The organism is Sphingobium sp. TomMM15, assembly GCF_055397045.1.
In genome coordinates this window covers 668,912-694,847 of sequence record NZ_AP027315.1, presented here as the reverse complement: position 1 = coordinate 694,847, position 25,936 = coordinate 668,912, and the positions used below count along the sequence as shown (strand labels likewise).

Below are 25,936 nucleotides of genomic sequence, written 5' to 3'. Positions count from 1 at the left end.
TTTTATGGCCATGCAATTTCCGGCGCTTCGTCGCCGTGCCACTTTCATCTTCGCGGGGCTGATCGCCGCCAACATCGCGTTATGGCTATGCGCCTCGCTGATCTTTGCGGGCGACACGATGATGCTGGGCACCGCCCTGCTCGCCTGGAGCCTGGGGCTGCGCCATGCAGTCGATGCCGACCATATCGCCGCGATCGACAATGTGACGCGCAAGCTGATGCAGGAAGGTCAGCGGCCGCTGACCGTCGGCCTTTGGTTCGCCATCGGGCATAGCGCAATCGTGCTGATCGCGGCGGTCCTCATCGCCTTCGCCGCCAGCGCGCTTAGCCGCGTTGAGGCGGCGGGCGAGATTGGCGGGACGATCGCGACGGTCATCTCCGCCACTTTCCTCTTCACCATTGCCGCGATGAACCTGATGATCCTGCGATCGGTGTTGAAGACGTTTAACCATGTCCGCAGCGGCGGCGCCTATGTCGATGAAGACATGGACATATTGCTGGGCAATCGGGGCATGCTGGCCCGCCTGTTCCGGCCGCTGTTCCGTCTGGTCACGCGCAGTTGGCACATGGCGCCGCTGGGCTTTCTGTTCGGCCTGGGATTCGACACGGCGACCGAAGTCGCGATCCTCGGCCTGTCGGCAGGGCAAGCGGCGAGCGGGCTTTCGATCGCGACCGTGCTCATATTCCCCTTGCTGTTCGCGGCGGGCATGGCGCTGATCGACACGGCGGACGGCGCGCTGATGATGGGCGCCTATCAATGGGCGTTCGTGAAGCCGATCCGCAAGCTCTACTACAACATCACCATCACATCGGTGTCCGCGCTGGTCGCAATCGTCATCGGCGGGATCGAGGCGGCGGCGCTGCTGGGCGACAAGTTGGGCCTGACCGGCGGCGTCTGGTCGGTGGCCGCCGATCTGGGTGAGCATTTCAACAGCCTCGGCTTCTTCATCATCGGCCTGTTCGCCGCCTGCTGGCTGGTGAGCTGGATCATCTACCGCTGGAAGCGCTTCGACGAGATCGAGGTGCTCCTCCCCAATCAAGGACAGACAATATGAGCAAGGTTCCTGCCACCGTCATCACCGGATTTCTGGGTGCTGGAAAGACGACGCTGATCCGCCATTTGATCGAGAATGCGGGTGGGCGGCGGCTAGCGCTGATCATCAACGAATTTGGCGATGTCGGCGTCGATGGATCGCTGGTGAAGGGCTGCGGCGATGAGGCCTGCCCGGATGAGGATATTATCGAACTGGCCAATGGCTGCATCTGCTGCACCGTGGCGGACGATTTCCTGCCCACGATGCAGCGGCTGCTCGACCGGGATGTGCCGCCCGATCATATCATCATCGAGACATCGGGCCTTGCCCTGCCAAAGCCGCTGGTGAAGGCGTTTCAGTGGCCCGATATCCGGACACGGGCGACGGTGGACGGGGTGATTGCACTCATCGATGCCGATGCACTGGCGGCGGGCCGCTTCGCCCATGACGAGGAAGCGCTGGCTGCCGCTCGGGCGGCTGATCCGACGCTGGACCATGACAGCCCGATCGAGGAGCTCTTCGAGGATCAGCTGGCCTGTGCCGACCTTGTGCTGCTGAACAAGACCGACTTGGTCGAGGGCGGCAGGCTTGCGGAACTGGAGCGGGATCTGGCGGCAGAAATCCGGCCGGGCGTGCGTATCGTGCGCACCGCGCGGGGGGAGATCGACCCGGCGGTCCTGCTCGGCCTTGATGCCGGGGTCGAGGACCAGATCGACGCCCGCCCCTCCCACCATGACGAGGAGGAGGATCATGATCATGAGGATTTCGACAGCTTCGTCATGGAGTTGGGGGAATTGGGCAATCCTGCGCCGCTGCTGGATGCTCTGAAGCAGGTCATAGGCGATCACGACATATTGCGGGTGAAGGGCTTCGTCGCCATTGCAGGCCGTCCGGCAAGGCTGGTCATTCAGGCGGTCGGGCCACGCATCCAGCATCATTATGACCGGCATTGGCAGGCGCAGGAGATGCGCGCTTCGCGGCTGGTGGTGATCGGCCAAGCGGGGCTGGACCGGGCGGCGATCGAAGCCGCGCTTTCAAAACAGCTGGCCGCCGCCTGATGCATTTGCTGACCGCCACGCCCGGCACCGTCTCCAACGGGGACGAAGCGATCGACCTTGGCCAATCGCCGGGCGACATCGTGCTGCTGACCGTGGCGGACAGCGATCTTGCCTGTTTTGCCAGCGCCGCCGCCATGCTGGGGGACGGCGCGCCGTCGATCCGGCTAGCCAATCTCCTTCAGCTCAAGCACCCCTATTCGGTCGACCTTTATGTCGAGAATGTGATTTCCCACGCAAAATTCGTGTGCGTGGTGCTGTTGGGGGGCAAGAGCTATTGGCCCTATGGCATTGAGGAAATTGCCAATGTCGCGCGCGACAGGGGCATTGCCTTCGCCGCCATCGCGGATGGGCGGGAGGATGATCCCGAACTGCGGATGGCGTCCACCCTGCCCCCGGAAATATGCGACCGGCTGCGCGATTATCTGCGGCAGGGTGGTGTCGCCAATGCCACGGCTTTTCTAAGGACCGCCGCGCGGATTGCAGGGTTGGACGCGGGCGCGCCTGACGCGCCGGTTCCGGTCGCCGACGCGGGCCTGTATCTTCCCGGTGTCGAACGCCCAACGATGGAACAGGTGAAGGCCGGTTGGACATCCGGCCAGCCGACGGCGCTGTTCCTTTTCTACCGCGCCTTGTTGATCGCCGGAACGCTGGAGGCGGTGGACGCGATGATTGCGGGATTGCGGGCTGCGGGGCTTAATGTCCTGCCGGTCCATGTCCGGGCGTTGCGGGAACCCTTTGCGCGCGACTTTCTGGAAGGGGTGATCGGCGCGGCTCGGCCGGACGTGATTTTGAACGCCACCGCCTTTGCTGCATCGGCGCCGGGCGAACCGCGCACGCCATCCATATTGGAGCGGGCCGATTGCCCGATTCTTCAGACCTTGTTCGCCAGCGCCGAACAGGCGGCGTGGCAGGATAGCGCGCGGGGGCTGGGTCCGCGCGACTTGGCGATGCATATTGCCTTGCCCGAAGTGGATGGGCGCATCTTCACCCGCGCGGTCGCTTTCAAGGCCGCCGCCCGCTTCGACGCGCGGACGGAATGCAGCATCGTGGTGCCGCAGCTTCTGGCTGATCGTGTGCACTTTGTTTCCCAACTGGCTGCAAACTGGGCCAGATTGGGACTGACGCCGGTTGAAGACCGCCATGTGGCGCTGGTCCTTGCCAATTATCCGAACCGGGATGGGCGGATCGGCAATGGCGTGGGTCTGGACACGCCGGAAAGCGCGGCGGCGATCCTGCGCGCGCTGACGGAGGCTGGCTATCGGACGGGCGACGCACCCACTGATGGCGCGGCGCTGATGGCGCATATGACCGGAGGTGACGCGCCCTGCTCGCTCGCGCTGGCCGACTATGGAGCGGCATTTGATGACTTTCCCGAGAGCGTTCGCACAGCCGTTATCGAGCGATGGGGCGAGCCGGAGGACGATCCCTTCTGTCAGGGTGATGCCTTCTTCCTTCGGGTCCATCGCTTCGGTCAGGTCGCGGTCGCGGTGCAGCCGTCACGCGGCTATGATGTCGATCCGAAGAGCAGCTACCATGACCCGGCGCTGCCGCCGCCGCATGCCTATCTCGCCTTCCACATCTGGCTGGCGCGCACATTTGCCGCCCACGCGGTCGTGCATGTCGGCAAGCATGGCAATCTGGAGTGGCTGCCGGGCAAGGCGATCGCGCTGTCGGAAAGTTGCTTTCCCGAAATCTGCGCGGGGCCGATCCCGCAAATCTATCCGTTCATTGTCAACGATCCGGGCGAAGGGACGCAGGCGAAACGCCGGATCGGGGCATGCATCATCGACCATCTGACGCCCCCCCTCACCCGAGCCGAGACCTATGGGCCGCTCAAGGAACTGGAGGCGCTGGTCGACGAATATTATCTGGCGGCGGGGATGGACCCGCGCAGGCTGGAAACGTTGCGCCGGGATATATTGGCGCTCGCGGCATCTCAGGGACTGGACAAGGATGCGGGCGCGGAGGGAAGCGGAGACGATGCCTTAGCCGCGATCGACAACTATCTCTGTGAACTGAAAGAAATGCAGATTCGTGACGGACTGCATATCTTTACCCGGTCGCCAGAAGGGACGTTGCGGCGAGACCTGCTGATCTCCCTTGCCCGGTGCCCGAGAGGTTTGGAGGAGGATCAGCAATCGCTGCTGCGGGCTCTGGCGAACGATCTGGATTTGGGTTTCGATCCGCTCGACTGCGGCATGGGCAAGCCTTGGGATGGGCCGCGCCCGGACGTGCTGGCAGGCGTGGCGCAGGATGCATGGCGCAGCACCGGCGATACGGTGGAGCGGCTGGAGCTCTATGCCATGCAGCTGCTCGACACGGGCGAGGCCGCGCCGGGGCCGTCGAGCGGGCGCGTTCTGGAGGTGATACGCAGCGACCTTGGTCCTCGCGTGGATGCTTGCGGAGAGGCAGAGAAGGCTGCGCTGCTCCACGCGCTTGATGGGAAGTTCGTGCTGCCCGGCCCCTCCGGCGCGCCGACGCGGGGACGGCCCGATGTGCTGCCGACCGGGCGTAATTTCTATTCGGTCGATACGCGCGCGGTGCCGACCGTGGCCGCCTGGAATTTGGGCCAGCGATCCGCCGACCTCATCGTGCAGGATTATCTTCAGCGGGAGGGCGATTATCCGCGCGCCATCGCTCTGTCAGCCTGGGGCACGGCGAACATGCGGACGGGCGGCGACGACATCGCGCAGGCGCTGGCGTTGATGGGCGTGCGGCCGCGATGGGAGTGGGCTTCGGGGCGGGTCGTGGGCTTTGAGGTGATGACGATCGCCGAACTGAACCGGCCGCGCGTGGATGTGACGCTACGCGTGTCGGGCTTCTTCCGCGACGCCTTCCCGGAACAGATCGACCTGATCGATAGCGCCGCGCGCGCCGTGATGGCGCTGGATGAGCCCGATGAGGACAATCCGGCTGCGGCTCGTCACCGGGCGCTGATTGCCGAGGGGACGCCTGAGAAGGCGGCGCTGCGGCGCGCGGGGGCGCGCGTTTTTGGATCGAAGCCCGGCGCTTATGGCGCGGGGTTGCAGGCGATGATCGACGAGCGGTTGTGGCATGATCGATCGGACCTTGCGAACATCTATCTGGATTGGGGCGGCTATGCCTATGGCGGCGGGGTAGAGGGCGATGCGGAACGAGGATTGTTCGCACAGCGGCTGACCGAAGCCGACGCGCTGATCCAGAATCAGGATAATCGCGAGCATGACCTGCTCGACAGCGACGATTATTATCAGTTCGAGGGCGGGATCGCGGCGGCGGTCGAGCATTTGTCGGGACGCAAGCCGCTCAGCTATCATAATGATCACAGCCGGCCCGAACGCCCTGTCGTCCGGACGCTGGAGGATGAGATCGGCCGCGTCGTGCGGGCGCGCGTCACCAATCCCAAATGGATCGCGGGCATGATGCGCCACGGCTATAAGGGCGCGTTCGAGATTGCCGCTTCGGTCGATTATCTCTTTGCCTTTGCCGCCACGACCCATGGCGTGAAGGACCATCATTTCGACGCCGTCCACGCCGCCTTTATCGAGGATGAGGCGGTGCGGGCCTTCATGGCCGACGTCAATCCCGCCGCGCTGCGCGAAACCGCCGCGCGCCTCCACGAAGCGCTGGAACGGGGGCTGTGGCGGCCACGGTCCAACAGCGCCGCAATGCTCCTCGCCCAACTGAAGGACCCATCATGATCGAACGCACGCCCGAACAACATGCCGAAAAGATGAAGAAGAAGCAGGCCGCCCATGACAAGATCATGGCGACCAAGACGCAGGAAAAGGGCCTGCTGATCGTTCATACCGGCAAGGGCAAGGGCAAGACCACCGCTGCACTAGGTATGGTCGTGCGCGCCATCGGTCATGGCAAGAAGGTTGGCGTCGTCCAGTTCGTGAAGGGCGCGATGACCACCGGAGAAAAAGTGGTGTTCGATGCGTTCCCGGATAATGTCATATTCAAGCCGATGGGCGAAGGCTTTACCTGGAACACGCAGGACAAGACCCGCGACATTGCGCTCGCCCGTGAAGCGTGGGACGAGGTAAAGCGGATGATCGCTGATCCCGCCTATGATATGGTGCTGGCAGATGAGCTTAATATCGTCCTGCGCTACGACTATCTGCCCGTTGATGAGGTGCTTGAGGCCGTGGCGAGCAGGGACGAGATGAAGCATGTCATCATCACTGGCCGCAACGCGCCCGAGGCTCTGGTCGAGGCGGCCGATCTCGTGACGGAAATGACGCTGGTCAAACACCCCTTCCGCAGCGGCGTGAAGGCGCAGGCAGGGATCGAATTTTGATGAGCGGACCCGCTATCACCCCGATCGACAGCGCGCAGTTCGAGGCGCTGGTGCGAGCGCGGCGGGACATTCGCCATTTCAGGACCGACCCGATCGACGAAGCGGATGTCGAATGGCTGTTGAGCATGGCGCATCGCGCGCCGTCCGTCGGCCTGTCTCAGCCTTGGCGCTTTGTGCGGATCGAGACGGCGGAGTTGCGCGAGGGGCTGGCGTGCCATGTCGACCGCCAAGTCAGGGAAGCGGGCAAGGAATATGATGGGGATCAGGACCGGCTCTATCGCAGCCTGAAACTTCATGGGCTGCGTGAGGCGCCGGTGCTGTTCGCCGTCTATTGCGACGATGGGACGGAAACCGGCCATCATCTGGGCGCTGTCACCATGCCCGAGGCGCGGCGCTATAGCTGTGTGATGGCGGTCCATACGCTCTGGCTGGCGGCGCAGACACGGCGGATCGGGATGGGGTGGGTGTCGATCATGCAGCCCGAAGGCGTGGACGCGATGCTGGACATTCCGACGGGCTGGGAATGCCTAGGGTTGCTGTGTCTTGGACGGCCGGTGAGCGAGGAAGATGTGCCGGAACTGGAGCGCCGGGGCTGGGAAGAGCGCACGGATTGGCATTCGGTGGTGGTGCGGCGGTAACGAGTCCGGCACTCCTCCGTTCGCCCTGAGCTTGTCGAAGGGCTCCACTTCTTCGAGATAAAGTGAAGGGCTTCGACAGGCTCAGCCCGAACGGGGAAAAGGTAACTCTCTCACCCCCGCAAGAAATCCAGAGCCAGCGCTTCAAATCGGTCCTTATGCTCGATCATCGTCCAGTGGCCGCAGCGCGGAAATACATGCAACTCCGCATTGGGGATGATGCGCATGGGCAACAGCGCGCCGTCGAGCGGGCTGACCTTGTCATCGCGGCCCCACATGATCAGCGTGGGCGCCTGAATCCTGCCCAGATAATCGATACGCTGAGATACGCCCGGCCCGCTCATCGACTGGGCGATGAAACCGAGCGCGGCGCGCGTGTACATTTTGCGGCTGCTTTCCATCGTCACCGGCTCCAGTGCCGCCTTGTAACGCATGTCGATCAGTTCGTCGGTGATGATCGATTTGTCGTAGACCATGGATTCGAGCCACGCGATGATGTTTTCCCGCTTCGGGTCCTCGATGAAATCGACGAGGCGGGTCAGCCCTTCATTGGGGAAGGTCGAGGTGATGTTGAAGCCGATCCCGCCAATCGTGATGTAGCGCAGCACGCGATCGGGATGCGAAGCGGCGAGGTGACCGCCCACGATGCCGCCATAGCTGTTGCCGACCACATGGGCGCGGTCGATGCCAAGGCCGTCCATCAGGGCGACAACAGCGTCGCGAGCCACGCCGACGGGATCGCCATCCACAGGATCGCTCTTCCCATAGCCGGGCGCGTCCAGGATGATGGCGCGGAAATGCTGGGAGAAGAAGGGCAGGTTACCCTGAAAATTCGCCCAGCCGGTCACGCCGGGGCCGGACCCGTGGAGCAGCAGCAGCGCGGGACCTGATCCGGCTTCATGATAATGGAGCCGTCCCTTGTCCGTTTCCAGGAAGCGGCTGGTCGCTTCGAAGTTGAAATCGCTCATTTTTTCCTCTCCATTCTACAATCGTTGATGAAGGCGTAGCGGTGACATTGGGTTGACGCAAGGAAGCGGTCCTTGGCTACTTCCCTTTCGCCTGCATCCCCCTTATGAAGCGGATCGAGCCGGGTTCGTCCCGGTTCATCGATCGCGCCGGTGCCCCGCAAGGGGCTTAAATGGGAACGCGGTGCGGGAGGGTTCCTCCCTAATCCGTGGCTGTCCCTGCAACTGTGAGCGGCGAGCGAGGCATGGACCGGCCGACCCTGGTAATGGGGCGGCCAGCCACTGGAGCGATCCGGGAAGGCCCCATGCCAAGCTGTGACCCGCAAGCCAGGAGACCTGCCGGAGCAAAGGTCGCTCTTGCCATGATCCAGGGGATGGTCACGGCTCGGTTCTCCGTTTGAGCGACGAATTTCGTGCGGCTACGGCCGTGCAGGCGTGCGGCCTGTCCGCCTGCCTGTGCGTGCCGTCCGTGTGTTGTGGCGCTGGTGCGGGGAGTGCAGGAGCAATGCAGGAGCTGATGCGGTGTGACGCAGCGCGAGCTGGCGTGCGCGGCTGGTGCCCGACAGCATGGCGGCCGATGATGGCGGGCGACGGGCTGTTGGTCCGGGTGCGCCCGGCGCTGGGCCGGATGACCCGCGCACAGACTGTGGGGTTGTGCGAAGCCGCCCTCGCGCTGGGCAATGGGCATATCGACCTCACTAATCGCGCCGCCTTGCAAATCAGGGGCGTGCCGCAAGCGAGCCATGGCGCGCTGATGGAGAGGCTCGTCGCGCTGGGGTTGGCAGATGCCGATGGGCAGCGGGACGGGCAGGTGCCGGTGCTGATCAATCCGGACTGGCGACCGGGTGATGACAGCTCTGTCATAGCCGGCGCCTTGATCGCGCGCATGGACGAGCTGCCCGAGCTGCCCGCGAAGGTCGGCTTTGCGATCGATGCGGGACCAGCACCGGTGTTGAGCGATGTTCCGGCTGATTTTCGGATCGAAAGAGGGACGAGCGGCACGCTGATCCTGCGCGCTGACGGCCGCGCGCATGGCATGAGCGTGAGTGCAGAGGACGCGGCCGAGGGGTTGATCCGCCTTGCCCGTTGGTTCGTGGCCAGCGGTGGCGCACAGGCAGGACGAATGGCGCGGCATTCAGCACCGCTGCCTGATGTAACAACTAAAGCTCCTGCCCCCACCCGGCCTTGCGCCGCCGCCCTGACCGCTGCGCCCGGCCCTTTCCATGCGGCGCCCTTTGGCAGGATCGAGGCGCCTGCGCTGCTTGCCGTGATGGCGGACGGCGTGGAGGCGGTGCGGCTCACCCCTTGGCGGGGGCTGGTGCTGGAAGGCAGCGACGCGCCGTCCGATGACCCAGCCGATCCGCGCCTTTCGACCGATTGCTGCCCCGGTGCGCCAGCCTGCCCGCAGGCGAGCGTCGCCACGCGTGATCTGGCCGCCCGGCTCGCGCCGCATATTCGGGGGCTTCATGTCTCGGGCTGCGCAAAGGGCTGCGCCCGACCGGCGCAGGCGGCGGTGGTCCTCACCGGGCGTGACGGGCGCTTCGACCTTGGCCGCAATGCGCGCGCGGGTGCGCCGCCGCTGCAAACGGGCCTGTCACCCGATCAGATACTTGTCCTTTTCGGAGCCCATTGATGCCGCATCTCTATGAAACCGACGGCGCGGAAATCTATCGCCAATCCTTCCGCATGATCCGGGCGGAGGCGACGCTCGACCGCTTTGCGGCAGAGGAAGAGCGGGTTGCCGTGCGCATGATCCATGCCGCTGGAATGGTCGGACTCGCGCCGCATATCCGCTTTTCGCCGGGCTTTGCGACAGGCACGATCGCGGCGCTGGAGGCGGGCGCGCCGATCCTGTGTGATGCGCGGATGGTGTCGGAAGGGATTACGCGCGCGCGATTGCCTGCTGGCAATTCGATCCTCTGCACCCTGAACAAGCCGCAAGTGCCCGATCTTGCCCGGTCGATGGCGAACACGCGGTCGGCAGCGGCGCTGGAGCTGTGGCGGCCTCATCTGGCGGGAGCGGTGGTGGCGATCGGCAATGCCCCGACGGCGCTTTTCCACCTGCTCAACATGCTGGAAGACCCGGCATGCCCGCGCCCGGCGGCAATTATCGGCTGCCCGGTCGGTTTCGTCGGCGCGGCGGAGTCCAAGGCGGCGCTGTGGGAGGCGCAGCCGGTGCCCTGCTGCATCGTCGAAGGGCGGCTGGGCGGCAGCGCGATCACGGTCGCGGCGGTCAACGCACTGGCGAGTGCGGCGGAATGAGCGGGACCATTCATGGCGTGGGGCTAGGCCCCGGCGCGCAAGACCTGATGAGCGTGCGCGCCCATCGGCTGATCCGCGAGGCGCGCCATATCGCCTATTTCCGCAAGCCCGGCCGCGCGGGTCATGCGCGGAAGATCGTCGATGGGCTGCTGCGTCCCGATGCTGTCGAATATGCGATGGAATATCCGGTGACGACCGAAATCCCGGTTAGCGACCCGCGCTATAATCAGCACCTTTCCGCCTTCTACGCCGAATGCACCGCGCATCTGCACGGGCTGGCGGCGGCGGGCGAGGATGTGGTCGTGCTGTGCGAAGGCGATCCCTTTTTCTACGGCAGCTTCATGCATCTGCACAGCCGCCTGTCGCCACTCGCGCCCGTGCGGATCGTGCCCGGCATCACCGGCATGTCGGGCGCGTGGACCGCGAGCGGCACCCCGATCAGCTGGGGCGACGATGTGCTGACCGTGTTGATGGCGACCCTGCCCGAAGAGGAACTGGCCCGGCGCATCCATGACAGCAATGCGCTGGTCGTCATGAAGATCGGCCGCAATCTGGCCAAGCTGCGCCGCGCGGTCGAAGCGGCGGGCAAGCAGGACTGCGCCTGGCTGGTCGAATATGCGACGATGGCAGATCAGAAGATCACTCCGCTAAACAAGGCAGAGGCGATCACCAGCTATTTTTCCATCCTGCTGATCCACGGTCAGGGACGGCGGCCATGAGCGGATGGGTGGCGGTTGCAGGGCTAGGCCCCGGCGCTGACGCGCTCGTGACGCCGGAGGTCACGCAGGCGCTTGGCGAGGCGACCGATCTGGTGGGCTATGCGCCCTATGTCGCGCGCGTGGCGGATCAGCCCGGCCTTGTGCGCCATGCGTCGGACAATCGGGTGGAGCTGGAGCGGGCCGCCCATGCGCTGGAAATGGCGGCGGCGGGGAGGCGCGTGGTGGTGGCATCCTCCGGCGATCCGGGCGTGTTCGCGATGGCGTCGGCGCTGTTCGAGGCGTTGGAGGCAGGGCCGGATGGCTGGCGCGCGATCGACATTCGCGTTCTGCCGGGTATCACCGCCATGCTGGCCGCCGCCGCGCGGGCGGGTGCGCCGCTGGGCCATGATTTTTGCGCGATAAACCTGTCAGACAATCTTAAGCCATGGGCGCTGATCGAACGGCGGCTGCGCCTTGCCGCGCAGGCCGATTTCGCGATGGCCTTCTACAATCCCCGGTCGCAGGCGCGGCCGGAGGGCTTTGCGCGGGCGCTCGACATATTGTGCGAGGAATGTGGGGATGACCGGCTGATCCTCTTCGCGCGCGCTGTATCCACGCCGGACGAGCAATTGCGGGTCGTCACGCTGGGTGAGGCTAGCGCCGATATGGCCGACATGCGCACGATGGTGATCGTGGGGTCAAGCCGGACACGCCTTATAGAACGCTGGGCCAGCCCGATCCTCTACACGCCGCGATGGGCCGAATGATCGATCCACGCCAGCACATCGGCGATGTCATGAACCGCCTGCGCCTGTGGCAGGGCTGGCCGGTCGATCATGAGGACGGGCAGGCCGAGCGTTCGCGCCGCGTCGATCTTAGCGCGGGCGCCCTGCCCTCCGGCATTTTTGGCGATGATGAGGTCGATGCCGTGCGCGCGCATCAGGGCGAGATCGCCGTCCAGCGTGAAGGGGCCGCGATCGACCAGCAGATGATGGTTGGGCAGCGAGGGCGGCGCTTCGGGGGCATCGACAAAGCGCAGCAGGTAATGATGCTGCGGCTGCGCGGCGAAGGATTCGACATGCATGCGGCCGAGCGCCAGCATGATGCGGCGGGGCGGCCCGTCGAGCGCGCGGACAGCGCCCGCAATGTCCGGGACATGGGTCCAGTGGTCGCCCTCCCCCGCTTGCCATTCCGGGCGGGTGAGCATCAGATGCGCGACGTCCGCTTCGCGCGCGGCGGCGGCGGCATTGGCGCTGATCGTCGCGGCGAAGCGGTGGGTCGCGTCGATGAGGTGGGTGAACTTTTCCGCTTTCAGGAACGCTGCCAGTCCGGCCGCGCCGCCAAAGCCGCCGACGCGTATCGGCACTGGCTGGGCACGGGGGTTTCCGGTGCGTCCAGCATAGCTCAGCATGGCGCTTCCGCCGCGCTGGGCAAGGGCGTTTGCGAGCGCGCTCGCTTCGGTCGTGCCGCCAAGGATCAGGATATGGCGCATGGCGGCTGAATCTCCCTGGCTGACGATCATCGGCATTGGCGAGGACGGGGCGGCGGGCCTGTCCGATGCCGCGCGCGTGGCGCTGGAACAAGCGCGGGTCGTGACCGGAGCGCCGCGCCAGCTCGCGCTGCTGCCACCCCTTAGGGCGGAACGGCGGGGCTGGCCAGTGCCCTTTGAGGATGGCGTGGAGGCGCTGCTTGCCCGGCGGGGGGAGCCGATAGTGATGCTGGCATCGGGCGATCCCTTCTGGTTCGGCGCGGGGACGAGTGTCACGCGGCATTTGCGGCCCGAGGAATGGGTGTCGCATCCTGCGCCGTCGAGCTTTGCGCTGGCGGCTTCGCGGCTCGGCTGGGCTTTGCAGGATGTGGCCTGTCATGGCCTGCACGCCGCGCCGTTGACGCGGTTGAGGCCCATGCTGGCGCGGGGGTGCCGCGCCATTGTGCTGCTGCGCGATGGGGCAGCGGTGCATGCGCTTGGTTCCTACCTGGCGGAGGCGGGCTTTGGGGCGTCCAGCCTGCACGTCATGGAAGCGCTGGGCGGGCCGCGCGAGCGGGTGCGGCAGGCGCGCGCCGATCAGATTAGCCTTGACGATATTGCGCACCCTGTGGCGGTGGGGATACAAGTAGCGGGCGACGGCGAGGTGATGCCCTGCGTCAGCGGACTGGTGGATGACTGGTTCGATCATGACGGGCAGATCAGCAAGCGGCCGGTGCGGGCGCTGACACTGTCGGCGCTGGCCCCGCGTCCCGGCGAGACTTTGTGGGACATCGGCGCGGGATCGGGATCGGTCGCGATCGAATGGCTGCTCAGCCATGCTTCCACGCAGGCGCTGGCTTTTGAGGCTGACCCGGTACGCGCCGCGCGGGCGAAAGCGAATGCGGAGAGGCTGGGCGTCGACCGGCTGACGCTGATCGAAGGGCGCGCGCCGGCGGTGCTGGCGGGACGGGTCCGCCCTGACGCCATCTTCATCGGCGGCGGGCTGAGCGATGCGTCAATGGAAGCGATCATCGCCCTGCCGGGGAAGCGGACACGGCTGGTTGCCAATGCGGTGACGCTGGAATCCGAAGCGCTGCTGGCGCGGTGGCATGAGCGGCTGGGCGGCGAATTGCTGCGGATCGAGATGGCGAGCGCCGCGCCGATCGGCACGCGGCGGGGGTGGAAAGCCGCCTATCCGTTGGTCCAGTGGAGCGTGACGCTATGATCGTGGCGGGTTTTGGCTGCCGTGGCGGGGCGGAGGAGAAGTCCTTGCGGGCGGCGTTGGGCGGGCATGGGGCTGGCGTCACTGCACTGGCGACCTTGGCGCATAAGGAAGCGCTGCTTGCCCCCCTCGCCCGCGCCTTGGACTTGCCGCTGATCCTGATCGAACCTTGCGCCATCGAGGGAGCGGACACGCCCACGCGCTCCGCCGCCAGTCTGGCGGCTTACGGCACGGGCAGCGTCGCCGAAGCGGTCGCGATGACGGCGGCGGGACCGGGCGCGCAACTGATCGTCGCCCGCATCATCTCACCGGATGGGCAAGCCACCTGCGCGCTGGCCCAAGGAGTATCGCCATGACCGTTCATTTCATCGGCGCCGGGCCGGGGGCGCCCGACCTGCTGACGCTGCGCGGCCGCGACCTGATCGCCGCCTCCCCCGTCTGCCTCTATGCCGGGTCGCTGGTACCGCGCGCGCTGCTCGATCATTGCCCGGCCGGTGCGCGGATCGTGAACAGCGCGCCGCTGACGCTCAACGAGATCATGGCCATCATCGCGGAGGCGGACGCGGCGGGGCAGGATGTCGCGCGGCTGCATTCGGGCGACCTGTCGATCTGGTCGGCGATGGGCGAGCAAATCCGCCGCCTGAAGGCGCTCGGCATCGGCTATACGGTGACGCCCGGCGTTCCGTCCTTCGCGGCAGCGGCAGCGGCGCTGGAAGCGGAGCTGACGTTGCCCGGACTTGGCCAGTCGCTTGTCCTCACCCGCACGCCGGGGCGAGCGAGCGCCATGCCCTCTGGCGAGACGCTGGCGGCCTTTGGCGCGACCGGCGCGACGCTGGCGATCCACCTGTCCGTCCACAATCTGGCGAAGGTGGTCGCGGACCTGGTGCCGCTCTATGGCGGGGACTGCCCGGCGGCGATCGTGTGGCGCGCAAGCTGGCCGGACCAGCGGATCGCACGTGGGACGCTCACCACCATAGAGGAGCAGGCGGCAGGCGGGCCGGAACGCACCGCCCTCATTCTCGTAGGACCAGTGCTGGGGGAGGGAGATTTCGCCGAGAGCCAGCTTTATGCGCCCGGCTATGACCGGCGATTTCGTCCGGCCACGGCGGAATCGCGTTTCGCCGGATCGGAAGAATGACGCCCGGCATCCTTATCGCCGCGCCGCGATCCGGATCGGGCAAGACGGTCATTACGCTCGGCCTGCTCAGGGCGTTGAAGCGGCAGGGCGTGTGCGTTCAGTCCTATAAATGCGGGCCGGACTATATCGACACGGGCTATCACCGGCTGGCGAGCGGACGCCCGGCTTTCAACCTCGACAGCTGGGCGATGGATGCGGCGCTGCTCCACAGTCTGGCGGGGGAGGCAGCCGACGTCGACCTGATCATCGCGGAGGGCGTGATGGGCCTGTTCGACGGTGCTCCGGCGCGCGGCGCGAGCGGAAATGGGAGCAGCGGCGACATAGCGGCTGCGCTTGGCTGGCCGGGGGTGCTGATCATCGATGTGTCGGGACAGAGCCAGTCAGCCGCCGCCATCGCGCATGGTTTCCGCATGCTCCGGCCGGACGTGCGGGTGGCAGGCGTCATCCTCAACCGCCTCGCCAGCCCGCGCCATGAAGCCATGATCCGGCAAGCGATGGAGGATGTCGCCATGTCCGTGCTGGGCGCGATCCCGCGATCCGATACTCTTTCCATCCCGGAACGGCACCTTGGCCTTGTGCAATCGGGCGAGCAGGCAGAGGTTGAGCAGACGATCGACGCGATCGCGGACCTGATCGAAGCGCATGTCGATCTTGCGGCTCTTCAAAAGGCGGCCGACGCGTTGCCGGGCACATCAGCGCCCCCCCATCGCTGCCCGCCGCCGGGGCAGCGGATTGCACTGGCGCAGGATGCCGCCTTTTCCTTCACCTACGCCCATTTGCTGAACGGCTGGCGCGCGGCTGGGGCGGAGATACTGCCCTTTTCCCCCTTGGCCGACGACGCGCCGGACCGGCAAGCCGACGCCATCTGGCTACCCGGTGGCTATCCTGAACTGCATGCGGCTCAGATCGCCAATGCCGCGCGGTTTCTGGAGGGCCTGCGCCGCCATGCGCAGGATCGCCCAATCCACGGCGAATGCGGCGGCTATATGGTGTTGGGGCAGGCGATCATCGATGCGCAGGGGCAAGCCCATGCGATGGCGGGACTGTTGGGGCTGGTTTCCAGCTTCGCGGAGCGGCGCTTGCAACTGGGCTATCGGCAGGCCCGGCTGCTGGCCCCGATGGGCGGTCATGAGGCGGGAGCGGTGCTACGCGGGCATGAGTTTCACTATTCGACGATCGTCGAGCAGCCCGACGAACCGCTTGCCCATGTCGTGGATGCGATGGGCGCTGCGGTCGCCGCGACTGGATCGCGCCGGGGGCGCGTGACGGGCAGCTTCTTCCATCTGATCGCGGGTGCCCCATGATCCGCTTGTCACTGATCGGTATCGGCACGGGCAATCCCGACCATCTGACGCTCGCCGCCATTCGGGCGATGAACGAGGCTGACCTGATCCTGCTGCCGCGCAAGGGAGAGGCCAAGTCCGACCTGATCGACCTGCGCCGGTCCATCTGTGCACAGCTACTGACCGGCCCCGCACGAGTGGTCGAGTTCGACATGCCCAAACGCGCGGATCAGGCCGCCTATGTCGAGGCGGTCATCGACTGGCATGATGCAATCGCCGCCATCTGGATGGAGCAAATCGCCCGTCACCTGCCCGATGGCGGCACGGTTGCGCTGCTCGTCTGGGGCGACCCTTCGCTCTACGACAGCAGCCTGCGGATCGCAGAACGGCTCGGGCCCTCGGTCGAGATCAGCGTCGTGCCCGGCATCACCAGCGTTCAGGCGCTGACGGCCGCGCATGGCATCTGCCTCAACCGCCTGGCCGACCCGGTGTTGATCACCACGGGCAGGCAGTTGCGCGAACGCGGCTGGCCCGCTGGCATGCGCGATGTGATCGTGATGCTGGACGGGCATTGCGCATTCCAGACGCTGGAGCCGGAGGGGCTGACAATCTGGTGGGGCGCCTATCTGGGCATGGAGCATCAGTCGCTGGCCCACGGGCCTTTGGCGGTGACGGGGCCAGCGATCATCGACCGCCGGGCACAGCTACGCCAGCGGCATGGATGGATCATGGACGTGTATCTGCTGCGCCGGGACGCCTGACGAAAGAAGCGGCTCAGGCGGCGTTGACGGTCAGCTCGATTACCGGTTTGCTGATCACCGGGCTAACTCCGTCGATCGTCCCCATCGCGGCACGACGACGAAATTCGGCGGCCATTGCCTGATGCATGGTCCGCGCGGACGCATCGGCGGTTGTCGCCGCAAGCTGTTCATGCATCCGGGCTCGTTCAAGACATTCTTGTGCATTGAGGGCATGAGTCATGAAAATGCTCTCCTGCTTCTTTTTGAGCGCTCCATGCATCGCAGGATGCGACCGATCGCTGGAGCCACTCGCGAAACGCGGCAGAATTTACGCTTTTCAGCCCTGCTTTGGAAATGGAATCTTAGCATCGCCGGGGGCTTGCCGCCACGGCGCACCGTTTCAGCCGATCCAGCCCTGCTGCGGCTGGCAACGATGGCTTTTCAACTCCTTACGACTTTCGGCATGAACTTCGCTCAACGCCACTTCATAACCCCATAGATTGGCGAGGCTTTGCAACACCATCGTCGCGTCGGACGCGTCCAGCACCACGCCATCGATGACCGCATGTTCCAGCATCAGCGTCCGGTCGCCCGCCAGATCGACATCCACCACCTGGATATCGGGCTCCTGCCGGGCAATGTCATGCTCGCGGGCGAGGGCGCGGCGGATACGGCGATAACCGCGCTCGTCATGAATGGCATCCACGCGCAGTTCCGACTCGCTTTCCTTGTCGATCAGCTTGAACAGGCGCCACTGGCGGATAAGGTGCGGGCTGAGGAACTGCGATATGAAGCTTTCGTCGCGATAATTGGCCCAGATATCCTTCAGCACCTCGACCGGGTCGCGCGAACCGGCAATGTCGCTGAACCATTCGCGATCCTCCGCCGTCGGGTCCATGCAGATCCGCTCGATGTCGGACATGATGCCAAAGCCCAGCGCATAGGGGTTGAAGCCACCGAAATGGCCGGAATCGAACGTCGGCTGATAGACGACACTGGTGTGCGACTGGATGAACTCCATGAAAGCGCCATCGGTGATCCAGCCGCGATCGTGCAGGATCGTCATGATGCGATAGTGGGTGTAGGTGGCGCAGCCCTCGTTCATCGCCTTGGTCTGGCGCTGGGGGTAGAAATATTGCGCGATCAGGCGGACGATGCGCAGAATCTCGCGCTGCCAGCTTTGGAGGAGCGGGCCGGTTTTCTCCAGGAAATAGAGGATATTTTCCTGCGGCAGGCCAAGCGCAGCGCGACGCTCGTCCGACGGGACGGCGGCCGCCTTCGCGCCCACCGGCACCGTGCGCCAGAGGTCGTCATAAATGCGATCACGATAGGCCTGGCGCTCCGCCTCCCGTTCGGCCTCCGCCTTCAAATCGCGGGGACGAATGCGCGGATAGCGATGCACGCCCTGATTCATCAGCGCATGAGCAGCGTCCAGCACCCGCTCGACGGCGAGCTGGCCAAAACGCTCCTCGCAACTGGCGATGTAGCCTTTGGCGAACTCCAGATAGTCGAGGATGCCTTCCGCATCGGTCCATTGGCGAAAGACATAATTATTCTTGAAGAAGTGGTTATGCCCGAACGCGGCATGGGCGATGACCAGCGTCTGCATGGTCGCGCTGTTTTCCTGCATTAGATAGTTGATGCAGGGATCGCTGTTGATCACCAGCTCATAGGCAAGGCCACGAAGTCCCTTGCGATAGAGCATCTCATTGGTCACGAACTGCTTGCCGAACGACCAATGTTTGTAAAATAGCGGCATGCCGATGGACGAATAGGCATCCAGCATCTGTTCGGCGCTGATAATCTCTATCTGGTTGGGATAGATGTTGAGCTTCATCTCCTGAAGCGCGATCGGCTCGATTACTTCATAAATGCGGTTGATCAGCGAAAAGTCCCAGTCGCTGCCGGTGAACAGCGGGGCGGATGCGCGCTCCCCCGTCAAGCGGGCGTCCCTTCGCCCACACCGCGCCGCTGGAACAGTTCACGGAACACCGGATATATTTCCCGCCGGTGCGACACCTTGCGCATCGTGAATTGCCGATTTGCCTGGCTGACGGGTGCATAGGCTTCCCAAAGCCCCGTTGCGGAGGTTGCCGCTTCGATGGAGGCGAACTCCTCCCGACCCACTTCCAAATAGGCGAAATATTGGCAGAAAGGCAGGATTTCATTCTGCATCAGGTTCGCTACGCGCGCATTGTCCGACGCCAGCGTGTCGCCGTCCGAAGCCTGCGCGACATAGATGTTCCAGTCGCTCGGGCTGTACCGATCCTTGACCACCTCGATCAGCTTGTCGAGCGCGCTCGATACCAGCGTGCCGCCCGTCACCGTGCTGTAGAAGAAGGTTTCCTCGTCCACTTCGGCCGCGCGGTCGGTATGGTGGATGAACACCACATCGACATGCTCATAACAGCGCGACAGGAACAGGTGCAGCAGCGCAAAGAAGCGTTTGGCGAGATCCTTCATATGCGCCGTCATGGAGCCTGATACGTCCATCAGGCAGAACATCACAGCCTGGGCCACGGGCCGGGGGACAGGCTCGAAACGGCGGAAGCGCAGATCGACGGGGTCGATATAGGCGATGAGGTTGCGACGGCGAATGATGTGCGCCCGTTCCTCCTTCAGCTTTTCCAGCGCTACGGCATCGTCGGGCAGGGGCACCGCACGCGCCTCGATCTCGGCGATGGCCTCGTCAATCCGGCTGAGATCACGGCCACTCGGGCGACGTAGTGCGATGCGGCGGGACATCGCCTTTTGCATCGTGCGGGGGACGGACAGGTTGGACGGGTTGCCGATCGTCGAATAACCCGCGCGGCGAATGCCCTCTATCTTGCCCGCGACCAGCTTCTTCTTGGCCATGTCGGGCAGTTCAAGATCGTCCAGGAACAGGTCGAGAAACTCCTCTCGGCTAAGCGCGAAGCGGAAATCATCCTCATCCTCGCCCTCCCCCGCCTGCGACCCGCCACCACCGCCGCCGTCAGGGCGCTTGATCCGGTCGCCTTCCAGAAACTCCTTATTGCCTGGAAGCACTCGCTCCCGGTCGCCACCCTTTGCCGCGCGGTGCAGCGTGGGTTCGTGAATGACGTCGCGGCGGATGGTGATTTCGCCTTCTCCGGCAAGGTCCTTGATGCTGCGGTCCTTCAGGCTGTCGCGCACCGCCTGGCTGACATAGGCTTTCGCCCTCCTCAGGAACCGTTGCCGGTTGACAAGGCTCTTGCCCCCTGGGTTCAGCCTTCTGTCGACTATGTGCATGGTGGCCTAAGCACCTCCATCCGTTTACCCGGCCTGCTTGACCCTTATATACCATTCCACCAGCCGACGGACCTGCCGTTCGGTGTAGCCTCGTTCGATCATCCGCGCGACGAACTCGTCATGCTTGCCCGCCGTGTCGCCGTCCTTCTTGGACCCGAAGCTGATGACCGGCAGAAGGTCCTCGACCTGGCTGAACATCCGCTTTTCGATGACTTCGCGGATTTTCTCATAGCTCGTCCAGCTGGGATTGCGTCCGTCGTTGCTGGCCCGCATGCGCAGCGCGAACTTCACCACCTCGTTCCGGAAGTCCTTGGGATTGGCGATCCCGGCGGGCTTTTCGGTCTTGGACAATTCCTGGTTGATGATTTCGCGATCGAGAAGCTGCCCCGTGTCCGGGTCCTTGAAGTCCAGATCCTCGATCCACGCGTCGGCATAGGCGACATAGCGGTCGAACAGGTTCTGGCCATAGTCATTGTAGGATTCGAGATAAGCCTTCTGGATTTCATTGCCGATAAATTCGGCATAGCGCGGCGCAAGCTCGCCCTTGATGAATTCCAGATATTTGGCTTCCACATCGGCGGGGAATTGTTCCTGCCGGACCATCCCTTCCAGCACATACATGAGGTGGACGGGATCGGCGGCTATTTCGCTGCTGTCATGGTTGAAGGTCGCCGACAGCGCCTTGAAGGCGAAGCGGGTCGATGTGCCCGACATGCCCTCGTCCACCCCGGCGGCATCGCGATATTCCTGCATGCTCTTGGCCCGCGGATCAATCTCCCGCAGCATTTCCCCGTCATAGACGCGCATCTTGGAATAGAGATTACTGTTCTCATGCTCCCGCAGCCGCGTGAGGACAGAAAAGCGCGCCAGCATGTCCAGTGTCCCCGGAGCGCAAGGCGCCTTGCTGAGGTCCGACTCCCTCAGCAGCTTTTCATAGACATGCCGTTCTTCGGTGGCCTGCAAGCTATAAGGCACCTTGATGACATAGATGCGGTCGATGAAAGCTTCATTATTCTTGTTGTTCTTGAAATTCGACCATTCCGATTCATTGGAATGCGCCATGATGATGCCGTTAAAGGGGATGGCCCCGATATTCTCGGTGCCGATATAATTGCCCTCCTGCGTCGCGGTCAGCAGCGGGTGGAGCATCTTGATCGGCGCCTTGAACATCTCGACGAACTCGAGCATCCCCTGGTTCGCGCGATTAAGGCCGCCCGAATAGCTGTAGGCATCGGGGTCGTTCTGGGACAGCATCTCCAGCTTGCGTATGTCGACCTTGCCGACCAGCGAGCTGATGTCCTGATTATTCTCATCGCCCGGCTCGGTCTTGGCGATGGCGATCTGCCGCATGCGCGAAGGCATCAGGCGGATGACCTTGAATTGCGAGATGTCGCCGGAAAACTCGTCCAGCCTCTTGCGCGCCCATGGGCTGATCATGCCGGTCAGGCGGCGGCGGGGAATGCTGTAATTTTCCTCGATGAACGCGCCGTGCGTTTCCGCATCGAACAGGGCCAGCGGGCTTTCGAAGATCGGGCTGATCTCATCCCCGGCCTTCAGCGCATAGATGGGGTGCGTTTCCATCAACGCCTTGAGCCGTTCAGCCAGCGAGGATTTGCCGCCGCCGACCGGGCCGAGCAGATAGAGGATCTGCTTGCGCTCCTCCAGACCCTGGCTGGCATGGCGCAGGAAGCTGACGATATGTTCGATCGTCGCTTCCATGCCGTAGAAATTGGCGAAGCTTTTGTATCGGCGGATGGTGCGGTTCATAAAAATCCGCCCGAGCCGCTGGTCGCGGGATGTGTCTATGATTTCCGGTTCGCCGATCGCCGCGAGCAGGCGCTCCGGTGCTGATGCATGCATCAAGGGATCATTGCGGCATCCCAGCAAATAATCCTCGATCGACATCTCGGCTTGACGCCGTTCGTCAAAATTCCGCGTGAAGCTCGAAAACAGTTCGCTTTTCGTCACTGACGACTCCCGCCGCAGTAGTCATGTTACGAATATAATACGCGCGAGCCCGCAAAAATAGTCCTACAAAATTGAATGACTGTAAAAATTATTCCTGACCATCCGGATATTTCAGGATAAACTGCCTGCGGGACGCGGGCACCTTGGCGATGCGCGCCTCACGCCGCGAACTCTGTCGAAGCGAGCGGAGCGAGCCTCCTCGCTCCGCTCCCGACGCCTTACTTTTTGCCGTTGCCCGAGCTTCCATTCCCGGAACTGCCGTTCCCCGAACTCCCGTTGCCGGAGCTGCCATTTCCGGAGCTTCCATTGCCCGAGCTGGTGCCGCCCGTCGTAGTCCCGCCAGTGCTCGTCGTCGTGGTGCCACCTCCGCCGGTGCTGCTACTTCCGCCGGTCGATGAACCGCCACCAGCACTCGATCCGCCGCTGGATGAGCTTGACGAACTGGTCGAGCTGCTCCCTGCGGATGATGCGAACAGGGCTACCTGCTGGTTCATCTGACTGCCGACCGCCTGCCCCAACAGCCAGGTCGCCCCGACCATCCCGCCGCCGATGATGGCCAGCAAAAGCGCATATTCGGCAGCCGTAGCGCCTCCACGATCGCGCCACAGTCTTGAAGCTGAAAAGATTCCAGGCATGATGCTTCCCCCATTCGCCGATGCGCATTCCCGGCGCACGGCGTCCACACCCGCCTTTGGATATATAGCATAAATGCTATTAACCGCGATGGGCAAAGAAGGGTATAAGAAGGCGACCATTTTCGCGGTCTTAAGAGCATGGAGAGGTGCGATGACATCCATTCTGCTCCACATTCACGACGATAGCGCCATGGAGAGCCGACTCCAGGCCGCCAGTGACATTGCCCGCGCGCTCGACGCGCATATCCACTGCGTACAGGTCACCTCCATGCCTAACCTTGTCGCCGGGGATCTTTATGGCGGGGCGTCCATCGCCCCCGCGATCATGGCCGAACTGCACCAGATCGATGCGCGCATGCGTGCGAAGGTAGAGCAACGGCTGCAACGCGAAGACGTGAATTGGGATTGGCGGCAGGCCGATGGTGACATTGTTCACGGCCTGCTTTCAGCGTCCGCTTTATGTGACTTCATGATCGTGACGCTGCCCGCTGGCCCTCGGCGGGAAATGAGCGATCCGTTGCATCTCGCCGCCGATCTGGCGATGGGCGGTCGCACGCCGGTCCTCGCCGTGCCGGAGGACGCGCGGGGCATGATGATCAAGGGCCGGGCGCTCGTCGCCTGGGAAGGATCGCGCGAGGCATCGGCGGCGCTCCGGTTGGCCGTACCGCTGCTGAAGCATGCCGCAGAAGTGGATGTGGTGACCGTTGAGGAGGCGGGCAAATACCCCTTCCCCGCGACCGATGCGCCCGAATATCTCTCCCGTCATGGCGTCAGGACGCAATTCCATACATGGCCGCAGGATGGCCGCACTGTGGAGGCTACCCTGAAAGCCGCGATCAATGTGCTGAAGCCCGACTGGATGGTGATGGGCGCGTTCGGGCACAGCCGCTGGCGCGAACTCGTCTTCGGCGGCGTAACCCGCACGATGCTGCGCGAGGCGCATGTTCCGCTGTTGCTGGCGCACTGACGAGGCCGCAGCGAAGCTCCGATCCGGAGAGATTGCGCCAAATTGAACCTTTCGCGCGGTCGATCACGCGCAAAAAAAGCCCTTGCGCGCGCGGCGCCACGCAAATGCCGGGCGAAGAAGTTAACGCCGGGCAATCTTTACCCCTCTGGTCCCATCATATCGGCGGCATCTCCGGTCCCCTCGGCCGCCGATAACGCATAGATTCCTCGAAGCTACAGGGTCTTGCCTCGATGTGGGGCGATTTGCGTGGACGCAAGATCAAGGGGGGAATTGATGCAATTGGGGTGGAAAGCCAGGATCATGATGGTTGCAGGCATGGTTGCCGCCATGCTGTTCCTGCTGCTGGGCGTTCGCGAAATGCAACGATCGTCAGCCGCGACGGTCCCGCCGACCCGGTCGGCAGCGGACAGTAGACCCCCCCAGCCCGTCGTCCTTGCATCCGCCGCCCGCCCGATCCGGACAGGCGAGACGATCACCGCCGCCATGATCCGCAATGCGATAGCTGACCCCACTCGCCACCCGACCGCCGCCACGCCAGCCGAACTGATCGGCAAGGTCGCCACTCGCGCCATCGCCGCAGGCGCGCTCATCCCCCGGGACGCGGTCGGCGGCGAGGAAAAGCTCGCCATCCGCGTGCCGGTCGGCATGCGAGCGATCAGCATCGACACCACGGCCGAAATCGCGGTGGCGGGCCTCGTCCGCCCCGGCGACCGCGTGGACGTACAGGTCGTCTATCCCGGCGCCGACGCCATCAGCGGCGCGCGTGGCGCAGGCCGCAGCCGAGCCCAGACATTGCTTCAAATGGTTCAGGTGCTTGCCGTGGGCGACGCCGTCCTCGGCACCGCGCCAGCATCAGGGACGAAAGACCAGCTATCCTCCCCGCCACCGCCCGCCCGAACCGTGACGCTCGCGCTCGATCCGCGGCAGGTCTCCATCCTGTCGCTGGCAAAGAGCACGGGCGCGCTCACTCTTTCCCTTCGCAACCCTGTGGACAGCGAACAGGTCGCGGTCGCACCAACCAATTCCAACGGTCCCGATCCCGCCCCGCTCACCCAAGCCCTACCCGCACGCCCTGCGCCCATGGCCGCGCAGGCTCGTCCCGCCCCTGCTCCCCGCCAGCCGATCGAGCTAGTCATCGGCGACCGCCGCGAAACCATCTATTCGGGGAGCGCCCGGCGTTGAAACTCATCCTCGCCCTCGCCGTAGCGCTCGCCGCAGCACCTCCCGCCCAGGCGCAGGACCAAAGGTCGCTGTCGATCCAGCAGAAGCGGACGCTCACCTACCCCCGCCCCATCGGCCGGATAGAGGTGGATCGGGACGACGTTATTTCAGTCGCCGCACCCACCGCCCGGTCCTTGAGCGTCACCGGAATAGGCGCGGGCAGCACAACGATCAGCATATTCGGCCGCGACGGATCGCTGATGGCGGAAACGCGCTTTGCCGTGTCGTCCTCCGGCGCAACCGCACGGGAGCCGGGCGCGCTCATGAGCCCCCGCATCGTCACTGGCGAACAGGTCGTCGCCGTCGATGTGCAATTCGCCGCCGTATCCTCCTCCACGCTCAAGGCGTTGGGCTTCAACTTCTCCAAACTCAGCGGCGACATTCAGGGCGCGGTCGTCTCTCCCAGCAGTTTCAAGAGCGCCAGCTTCTCGCCCGGCGGCTCCTCGCTCGACGCCAGCGTGCCCATCCAGAATGCGTTCAACCTGTTCCTGTCCGCCCCCAATCGCGGCATCAACGCGGTGCTGAGCGCCCTTTCCTCCAACGGCCTGTCCGAATTGCTGGCCCAACCCACCCTGCTGGTCCGATCGGGCGAGCAGGCGAGCTTCCTCGCGGGCGGCGAGATCCCTGTGCCCGTGCCGCAGGCATCGGGCAACGGCAACGCTATCTCCATCCAATATAAGGAGTTCGGCGTCCGCCTGTCCGTCACGCCCTTCGTCCTGTCGCCCGACCAGATCGTGCTGAAAATCGCGCCGGAGGTCAGCGAACTCGACTATAATAGCGGCGTCCAGTTGCAGGGGTATGTCGTGCCCGGCCTGCGCCGCCGTTCGGCAGAGACCACGGTCGAACTGGGCAGCGGCCAGAGCTTCGTGATCGCGGGCCTCAGCTATTCCAGCCAATCGACCACACGAGAAAAGACACCCCTGCTCGGCGACATCCCCGTGATCGGCGCCTTCTTCCGCCGCCAGCAGACCCAGAAGGAACGGCAGGAACTGGTCATCGTCGCCACGCCTCGGCTGGTGGGGCCGGTGCAGGCAAAGGACGTGCCCGCACTGCCCGGATCGCTGCTCGACACCAAAGACCCAGTCGTGCCCTTCGGCGTGGTGAGGCCATGA

At 64.4% G+C, this 25,936-nt stretch carries 24 protein-coding genes and 1 riboswitch; of the genes, 18 read left to right on the top strand and 6 right to left on the bottom strand.

All coding sequences use genetic code 11. The annotated features are described in order from the left end of the window. Window positions 1-4: 4 nt before the first annotated feature. The 5 genes from ACZ51H_RS15930 to bluB are packed head-to-tail and all read left to right on the top strand — an operon-like array spanning window position 5 to window position 7,011. Window positions 5-1,054, top strand: a complete 1,050-nt coding sequence (locus ACZ51H_RS15930; RefSeq protein WP_464803044.1) for a HoxN/HupN/NixA family nickel/cobalt transporter — start codon at window positions 5-7, stop codon at window positions 1,052-1,054. Beyond that, window positions 1,051-2,091: a cobalamin biosynthesis protein CobW gene (gene cobW, locus ACZ51H_RS15925; protein ID WP_464803043.1), complete on the top strand. Its 1,041-nt coding sequence runs from the start codon at window positions 1,051-1,053 to the stop codon at window positions 2,089-2,091. Before ACZ51H_RS15930 ends, cobW begins: the two co-directional genes overlap by 4 nt. After that, window positions 2,091-5,771 (top strand): cobaltochelatase subunit CobN, encoded by a 3,681-nt coding sequence (gene cobN, locus ACZ51H_RS15920; RefSeq protein WP_464803042.1) that lies wholly within the window; start codon window positions 2,091-2,093, stop codon window positions 5,769-5,771. The genes cobW and cobN overlap by 1 nt, the downstream gene beginning before the upstream one ends. Next, on the top strand, window positions 5,768-6,373 hold the full coding sequence (gene cobO / locus ACZ51H_RS15915) for a cob(I)yrinic acid a,c-diamide adenosyltransferase (RefSeq protein ID WP_464803041.1): 606 nt from the start codon (window positions 5,768-5,770) through the stop codon (window positions 6,371-6,373). Before cobN ends, cobO begins: the two co-directional genes overlap by 4 nt. Further along, window positions 6,373-7,011 (top strand): 5,6-dimethylbenzimidazole synthase, encoded by a 639-nt coding sequence (gene bluB / locus ACZ51H_RS15910; RefSeq protein ID WP_464803040.1) that lies wholly within the window; start codon window positions 6,373-6,375, stop codon window positions 7,009-7,011. Before cobO ends, bluB begins: the two co-directional genes overlap by 1 nt. A 110-nt stretch (window positions 7,012-7,121) precedes the next feature. Here the strand turns inward: bluB and ACZ51H_RS15905 are convergent, their stop codons facing one another. Continuing rightward, window positions 7,122-7,976 carry an alpha/beta fold hydrolase gene (locus ACZ51H_RS15905; RefSeq protein WP_464803039.1) on the bottom strand — a complete coding sequence of 285 codons (855 nt, stop codon included), beginning with the start codon at window positions 7,974-7,976 and terminating at the stop codon, window positions 7,122-7,124. A gap of 131 nt (window positions 7,977-8,107) precedes the next feature. Further along, window positions 8,108-8,331, top strand: a riboswitch (cobalamin riboswitch). A gap of 219 nt (window positions 8,332-8,550) precedes the next feature. Between ACZ51H_RS15905 and ACZ51H_RS15900 the strand changes: the two genes are divergently transcribed. The 4 genes from ACZ51H_RS15900 to cobJ are packed head-to-tail and all read left to right on the top strand — an operon-like array spanning window position 8,551 to window position 11,700. Then, on the top strand, window positions 8,551-9,606 hold the full coding sequence (locus ACZ51H_RS15900) for a cobalamin biosynthesis protein CobG (RefSeq protein WP_464803467.1): 1,056 nt from the start codon (window positions 8,551-8,553) through the stop codon (window positions 9,604-9,606). After that, the gene (locus tag ACZ51H_RS15895) at window positions 9,606-10,235 is read left to right on the top strand and encodes a precorrin-8X methylmutase (protein ID WP_464803038.1); all 630 of its coding nucleotides are present in this window, start codon (window positions 9,606-9,608) and stop codon (window positions 10,233-10,235) included. The genes ACZ51H_RS15900 and ACZ51H_RS15895 overlap by 1 nt, the downstream gene beginning before the upstream one ends. Beyond that, a complete protein-coding gene (cobI, locus tag ACZ51H_RS15890) occupies window positions 10,232-10,954 on the top strand; it encodes a precorrin-2 C(20)-methyltransferase (protein ID WP_464803037.1) in 723 nt (240 codons plus the stop codon). The genes ACZ51H_RS15895 and cobI overlap by 4 nt, the downstream gene beginning before the upstream one ends. After that, the gene (gene cobJ, locus ACZ51H_RS15885; RefSeq protein ID WP_460988805.1) at window positions 10,951-11,700 is read left to right on the top strand and encodes a precorrin-3B C(17)-methyltransferase; all 750 of its coding nucleotides are present in this window, start codon (window positions 10,951-10,953) and stop codon (window positions 11,698-11,700) included. The genes cobI and cobJ overlap by 4 nt, the downstream gene beginning before the upstream one ends. On the opposite strand, the gene ACZ51H_RS15880 is transcribed toward cobJ, so the two are convergent. After that, window positions 11,676-12,425 carry a cobalt-precorrin-6A reductase gene (locus tag ACZ51H_RS15880; RefSeq protein ID WP_460988803.1) on the bottom strand — a complete coding sequence of 250 codons (750 nt, stop codon included), beginning with the start codon at window positions 12,423-12,425 and terminating at the stop codon, window positions 11,676-11,678. The genes cobJ and ACZ51H_RS15880 overlap by 25 nt on opposite strands. Here ACZ51H_RS15880 and cbiE point away from each other — a divergent pair. The 5 genes from cbiE to cobF are packed head-to-tail and all read left to right on the top strand — an operon-like array spanning window position 12,424 to window position 16,805. Further along, on the top strand, window positions 12,424-13,626 hold the full coding sequence (cbiE, locus tag ACZ51H_RS15875; RefSeq protein WP_464803036.1) for a precorrin-6y C5,15-methyltransferase (decarboxylating) subunit CbiE: 1,203 nt from the start codon (window positions 12,424-12,426) through the stop codon (window positions 13,624-13,626). The genes ACZ51H_RS15880 and cbiE overlap by 2 nt on opposite strands. Continuing rightward, entirely contained in the window at window positions 13,623-13,979 is a 357-nt protein-coding gene (locus ACZ51H_RS15870) for a cobalamin biosynthesis protein (protein WP_464803035.1), read from the top strand. The genes cbiE and ACZ51H_RS15870 overlap by 4 nt, the downstream gene beginning before the upstream one ends. Continuing rightward, complete coding sequence (cobM, locus tag ACZ51H_RS15865; RefSeq protein ID WP_464803034.1) at window positions 13,976-14,761, top strand: precorrin-4 C(11)-methyltransferase; 786 nt, start codon at window positions 13,976-13,978, stop codon at window positions 14,759-14,761. Before ACZ51H_RS15870 ends, cobM begins: the two co-directional genes overlap by 4 nt. Further along, a complete protein-coding gene (locus ACZ51H_RS15860; RefSeq protein ID WP_464803033.1) occupies window positions 14,758-16,065 on the top strand; it encodes a cobyrinate a,c-diamide synthase in 1,308 nt (435 codons plus the stop codon). Before cobM ends, ACZ51H_RS15860 begins: the two co-directional genes overlap by 4 nt. Further along, a complete protein-coding gene (gene cobF / locus ACZ51H_RS15855; protein WP_464803032.1) occupies window positions 16,062-16,805 on the top strand; it encodes a precorrin-6A synthase (deacetylating) in 744 nt (247 codons plus the stop codon). Before ACZ51H_RS15860 ends, cobF begins: the two co-directional genes overlap by 4 nt. A 13-nt stretch (window positions 16,806-16,818) precedes the next feature. Here the strand turns inward: cobF and ACZ51H_RS15850 are convergent, their stop codons facing one another. The 4 genes from ACZ51H_RS15850 to ACZ51H_RS15835 form a co-directional block, all read right to left on the bottom strand. Continuing rightward, window positions 16,819-17,025: a hypothetical protein gene (locus ACZ51H_RS15850; protein ID WP_196227046.1), complete on the bottom strand. Its 207-nt coding sequence runs from the start codon at window positions 17,023-17,025 to the stop codon at window positions 16,819-16,821. Between the two features lie 159 nt (window positions 17,026-17,184). After that, entirely contained in the window at window positions 17,185-18,726 is a 1,542-nt protein-coding gene (locus ACZ51H_RS15845; RefSeq protein ID WP_464803031.1) for a SpoVR family protein, read from the bottom strand. Continuing rightward, window positions 18,723-20,033 (bottom strand): YeaH/YhbH family protein, encoded by a 1,311-nt coding sequence (locus ACZ51H_RS15840; protein WP_464803030.1) that lies wholly within the window; start codon window positions 20,031-20,033, stop codon window positions 18,723-18,725. The genes ACZ51H_RS15845 and ACZ51H_RS15840 overlap by 4 nt, the downstream gene beginning before the upstream one ends. 24 nt (window positions 20,034-20,057) lie before the next feature. Next, the gene (locus ACZ51H_RS15835; protein WP_449468819.1) at window positions 20,058-22,001 is read right to left on the bottom strand and encodes a PrkA family serine protein kinase; all 1,944 of its coding nucleotides are present in this window, start codon (window positions 21,999-22,001) and stop codon (window positions 20,058-20,060) included. A 306-nt stretch (window positions 22,002-22,307) separates the two neighbouring features. Here ACZ51H_RS15835 and ACZ51H_RS15830 point away from each other — a divergent pair, with 306 nt between their 5' ends. From ACZ51H_RS15830 to ACZ51H_RS15815, 4 genes are all read left to right on the top strand, one after another. Continuing rightward, window positions 22,308-22,499, top strand: a complete 192-nt coding sequence (locus ACZ51H_RS15830) for a hypothetical protein (RefSeq protein ID WP_460988783.1) — start codon at window positions 22,308-22,310, stop codon at window positions 22,497-22,499. A gap of 288 nt (window positions 22,500-22,787) precedes the next feature. Further along, window positions 22,788-23,603, top strand: coding sequence for a universal stress protein (locus ACZ51H_RS15825; RefSeq protein ID WP_464803029.1), 816 nt, complete (start codon window positions 22,788-22,790; stop codon window positions 23,601-23,603). 273 nt (window positions 23,604-23,876) lie between these two features. Beyond that, window positions 23,877-24,785, top strand: a complete 909-nt coding sequence (gene cpaB / locus ACZ51H_RS15820) for a Flp pilus assembly protein CpaB (RefSeq protein ID WP_464803028.1) — start codon at window positions 23,877-23,879, stop codon at window positions 24,783-24,785. Continuing rightward, complete coding sequence (locus ACZ51H_RS15815) at window positions 24,782-25,936, top strand: type II and III secretion system protein family protein (RefSeq protein WP_464803027.1); 1,155 nt, start codon at window positions 24,782-24,784, stop codon at window positions 25,934-25,936. Before cpaB ends, ACZ51H_RS15815 begins: the two co-directional genes overlap by 4 nt.

Coding starts and splice junctions, on each gene's coding strand:
- ACZ51H_RS15930 (WP_464803044.1), top strand. CDS start 5: ATGGCCATGCAATTTCCGGCGCTTCGTCGCCGTGCCACTTTCATCTTC.
- cobW (WP_464803043.1), top strand. CDS start 1,051: ATGAGCAAGGTTCCTGCCACCGTCATCACCGGATTTCTGGGTGCTGGA.
- cobN (WP_464803042.1), top strand. CDS start 2,091: ATGCATTTGCTGACCGCCACGCCCGGCACCGTCTCCAACGGGGACGAA.
- cobO (WP_464803041.1), top strand. CDS start 5,768: ATGATCGAACGCACGCCCGAACAACATGCCGAAAAGATGAAGAAGAAG.
- bluB (WP_464803040.1), top strand. CDS start 6,373: ATGAGCGGACCCGCTATCACCCCGATCGACAGCGCGCAGTTCGAGGCG.
- ACZ51H_RS15905 (WP_464803039.1), bottom strand. CDS start 7,976: ATGAGCGATTTCAACTTCGAAGCGACCAGCCGCTTCCTGGAAACGGAC.
- ACZ51H_RS15900 (WP_464803467.1), top strand. CDS start 8,551: ATGATGGCGGGCGACGGGCTGTTGGTCCGGGTGCGCCCGGCGCTGGGC.
- ACZ51H_RS15895 (WP_464803038.1), top strand. CDS start 9,606: ATGCCGCATCTCTATGAAACCGACGGCGCGGAAATCTATCGCCAATCC.
- cobI (WP_464803037.1), top strand. CDS start 10,232: ATGAGCGGGACCATTCATGGCGTGGGGCTAGGCCCCGGCGCGCAAGAC.
- cobJ (WP_460988805.1), top strand. CDS start 10,951: ATGAGCGGATGGGTGGCGGTTGCAGGGCTAGGCCCCGGCGCTGACGCG.
- cbiE (WP_464803036.1), top strand. CDS start 12,424: ATGGCGGCTGAATCTCCCTGGCTGACGATCATCGGCATTGGCGAGGAC.
- ACZ51H_RS15880 (WP_460988803.1), bottom strand. CDS start 12,425: ATGCGCCATATCCTGATCCTTGGCGGCACGACCGAAGCGAGCGCGCTC.
- ACZ51H_RS15870 (WP_464803035.1), top strand. CDS start 13,623: ATGATCGTGGCGGGTTTTGGCTGCCGTGGCGGGGCGGAGGAGAAGTCC.
- cobM (WP_464803034.1), top strand. CDS start 13,976: ATGACCGTTCATTTCATCGGCGCCGGGCCGGGGGCGCCCGACCTGCTG.
- ACZ51H_RS15860 (WP_464803033.1), top strand. CDS start 14,758: ATGACGCCCGGCATCCTTATCGCCGCGCCGCGATCCGGATCGGGCAAG.
- cobF (WP_464803032.1), top strand. CDS start 16,062: ATGATCCGCTTGTCACTGATCGGTATCGGCACGGGCAATCCCGACCAT.
- ACZ51H_RS15850 (WP_196227046.1), bottom strand. CDS start 17,025: ATGACTCATGCCCTCAATGCACAAGAATGTCTTGAACGAGCCCGGATG.
- ACZ51H_RS15840 (WP_464803030.1), bottom strand. CDS start 20,033: ATGCACATAGTCGACAGAAGGCTGAACCCAGGGGGCAAGAGCCTTGTC.
- ACZ51H_RS15825 (WP_464803029.1), top strand. CDS start 22,788: ATGACATCCATTCTGCTCCACATTCACGACGATAGCGCCATGGAGAGC.
- cpaB (WP_464803028.1), top strand. CDS start 23,877: ATGCAATTGGGGTGGAAAGCCAGGATCATGATGGTTGCAGGCATGGTT.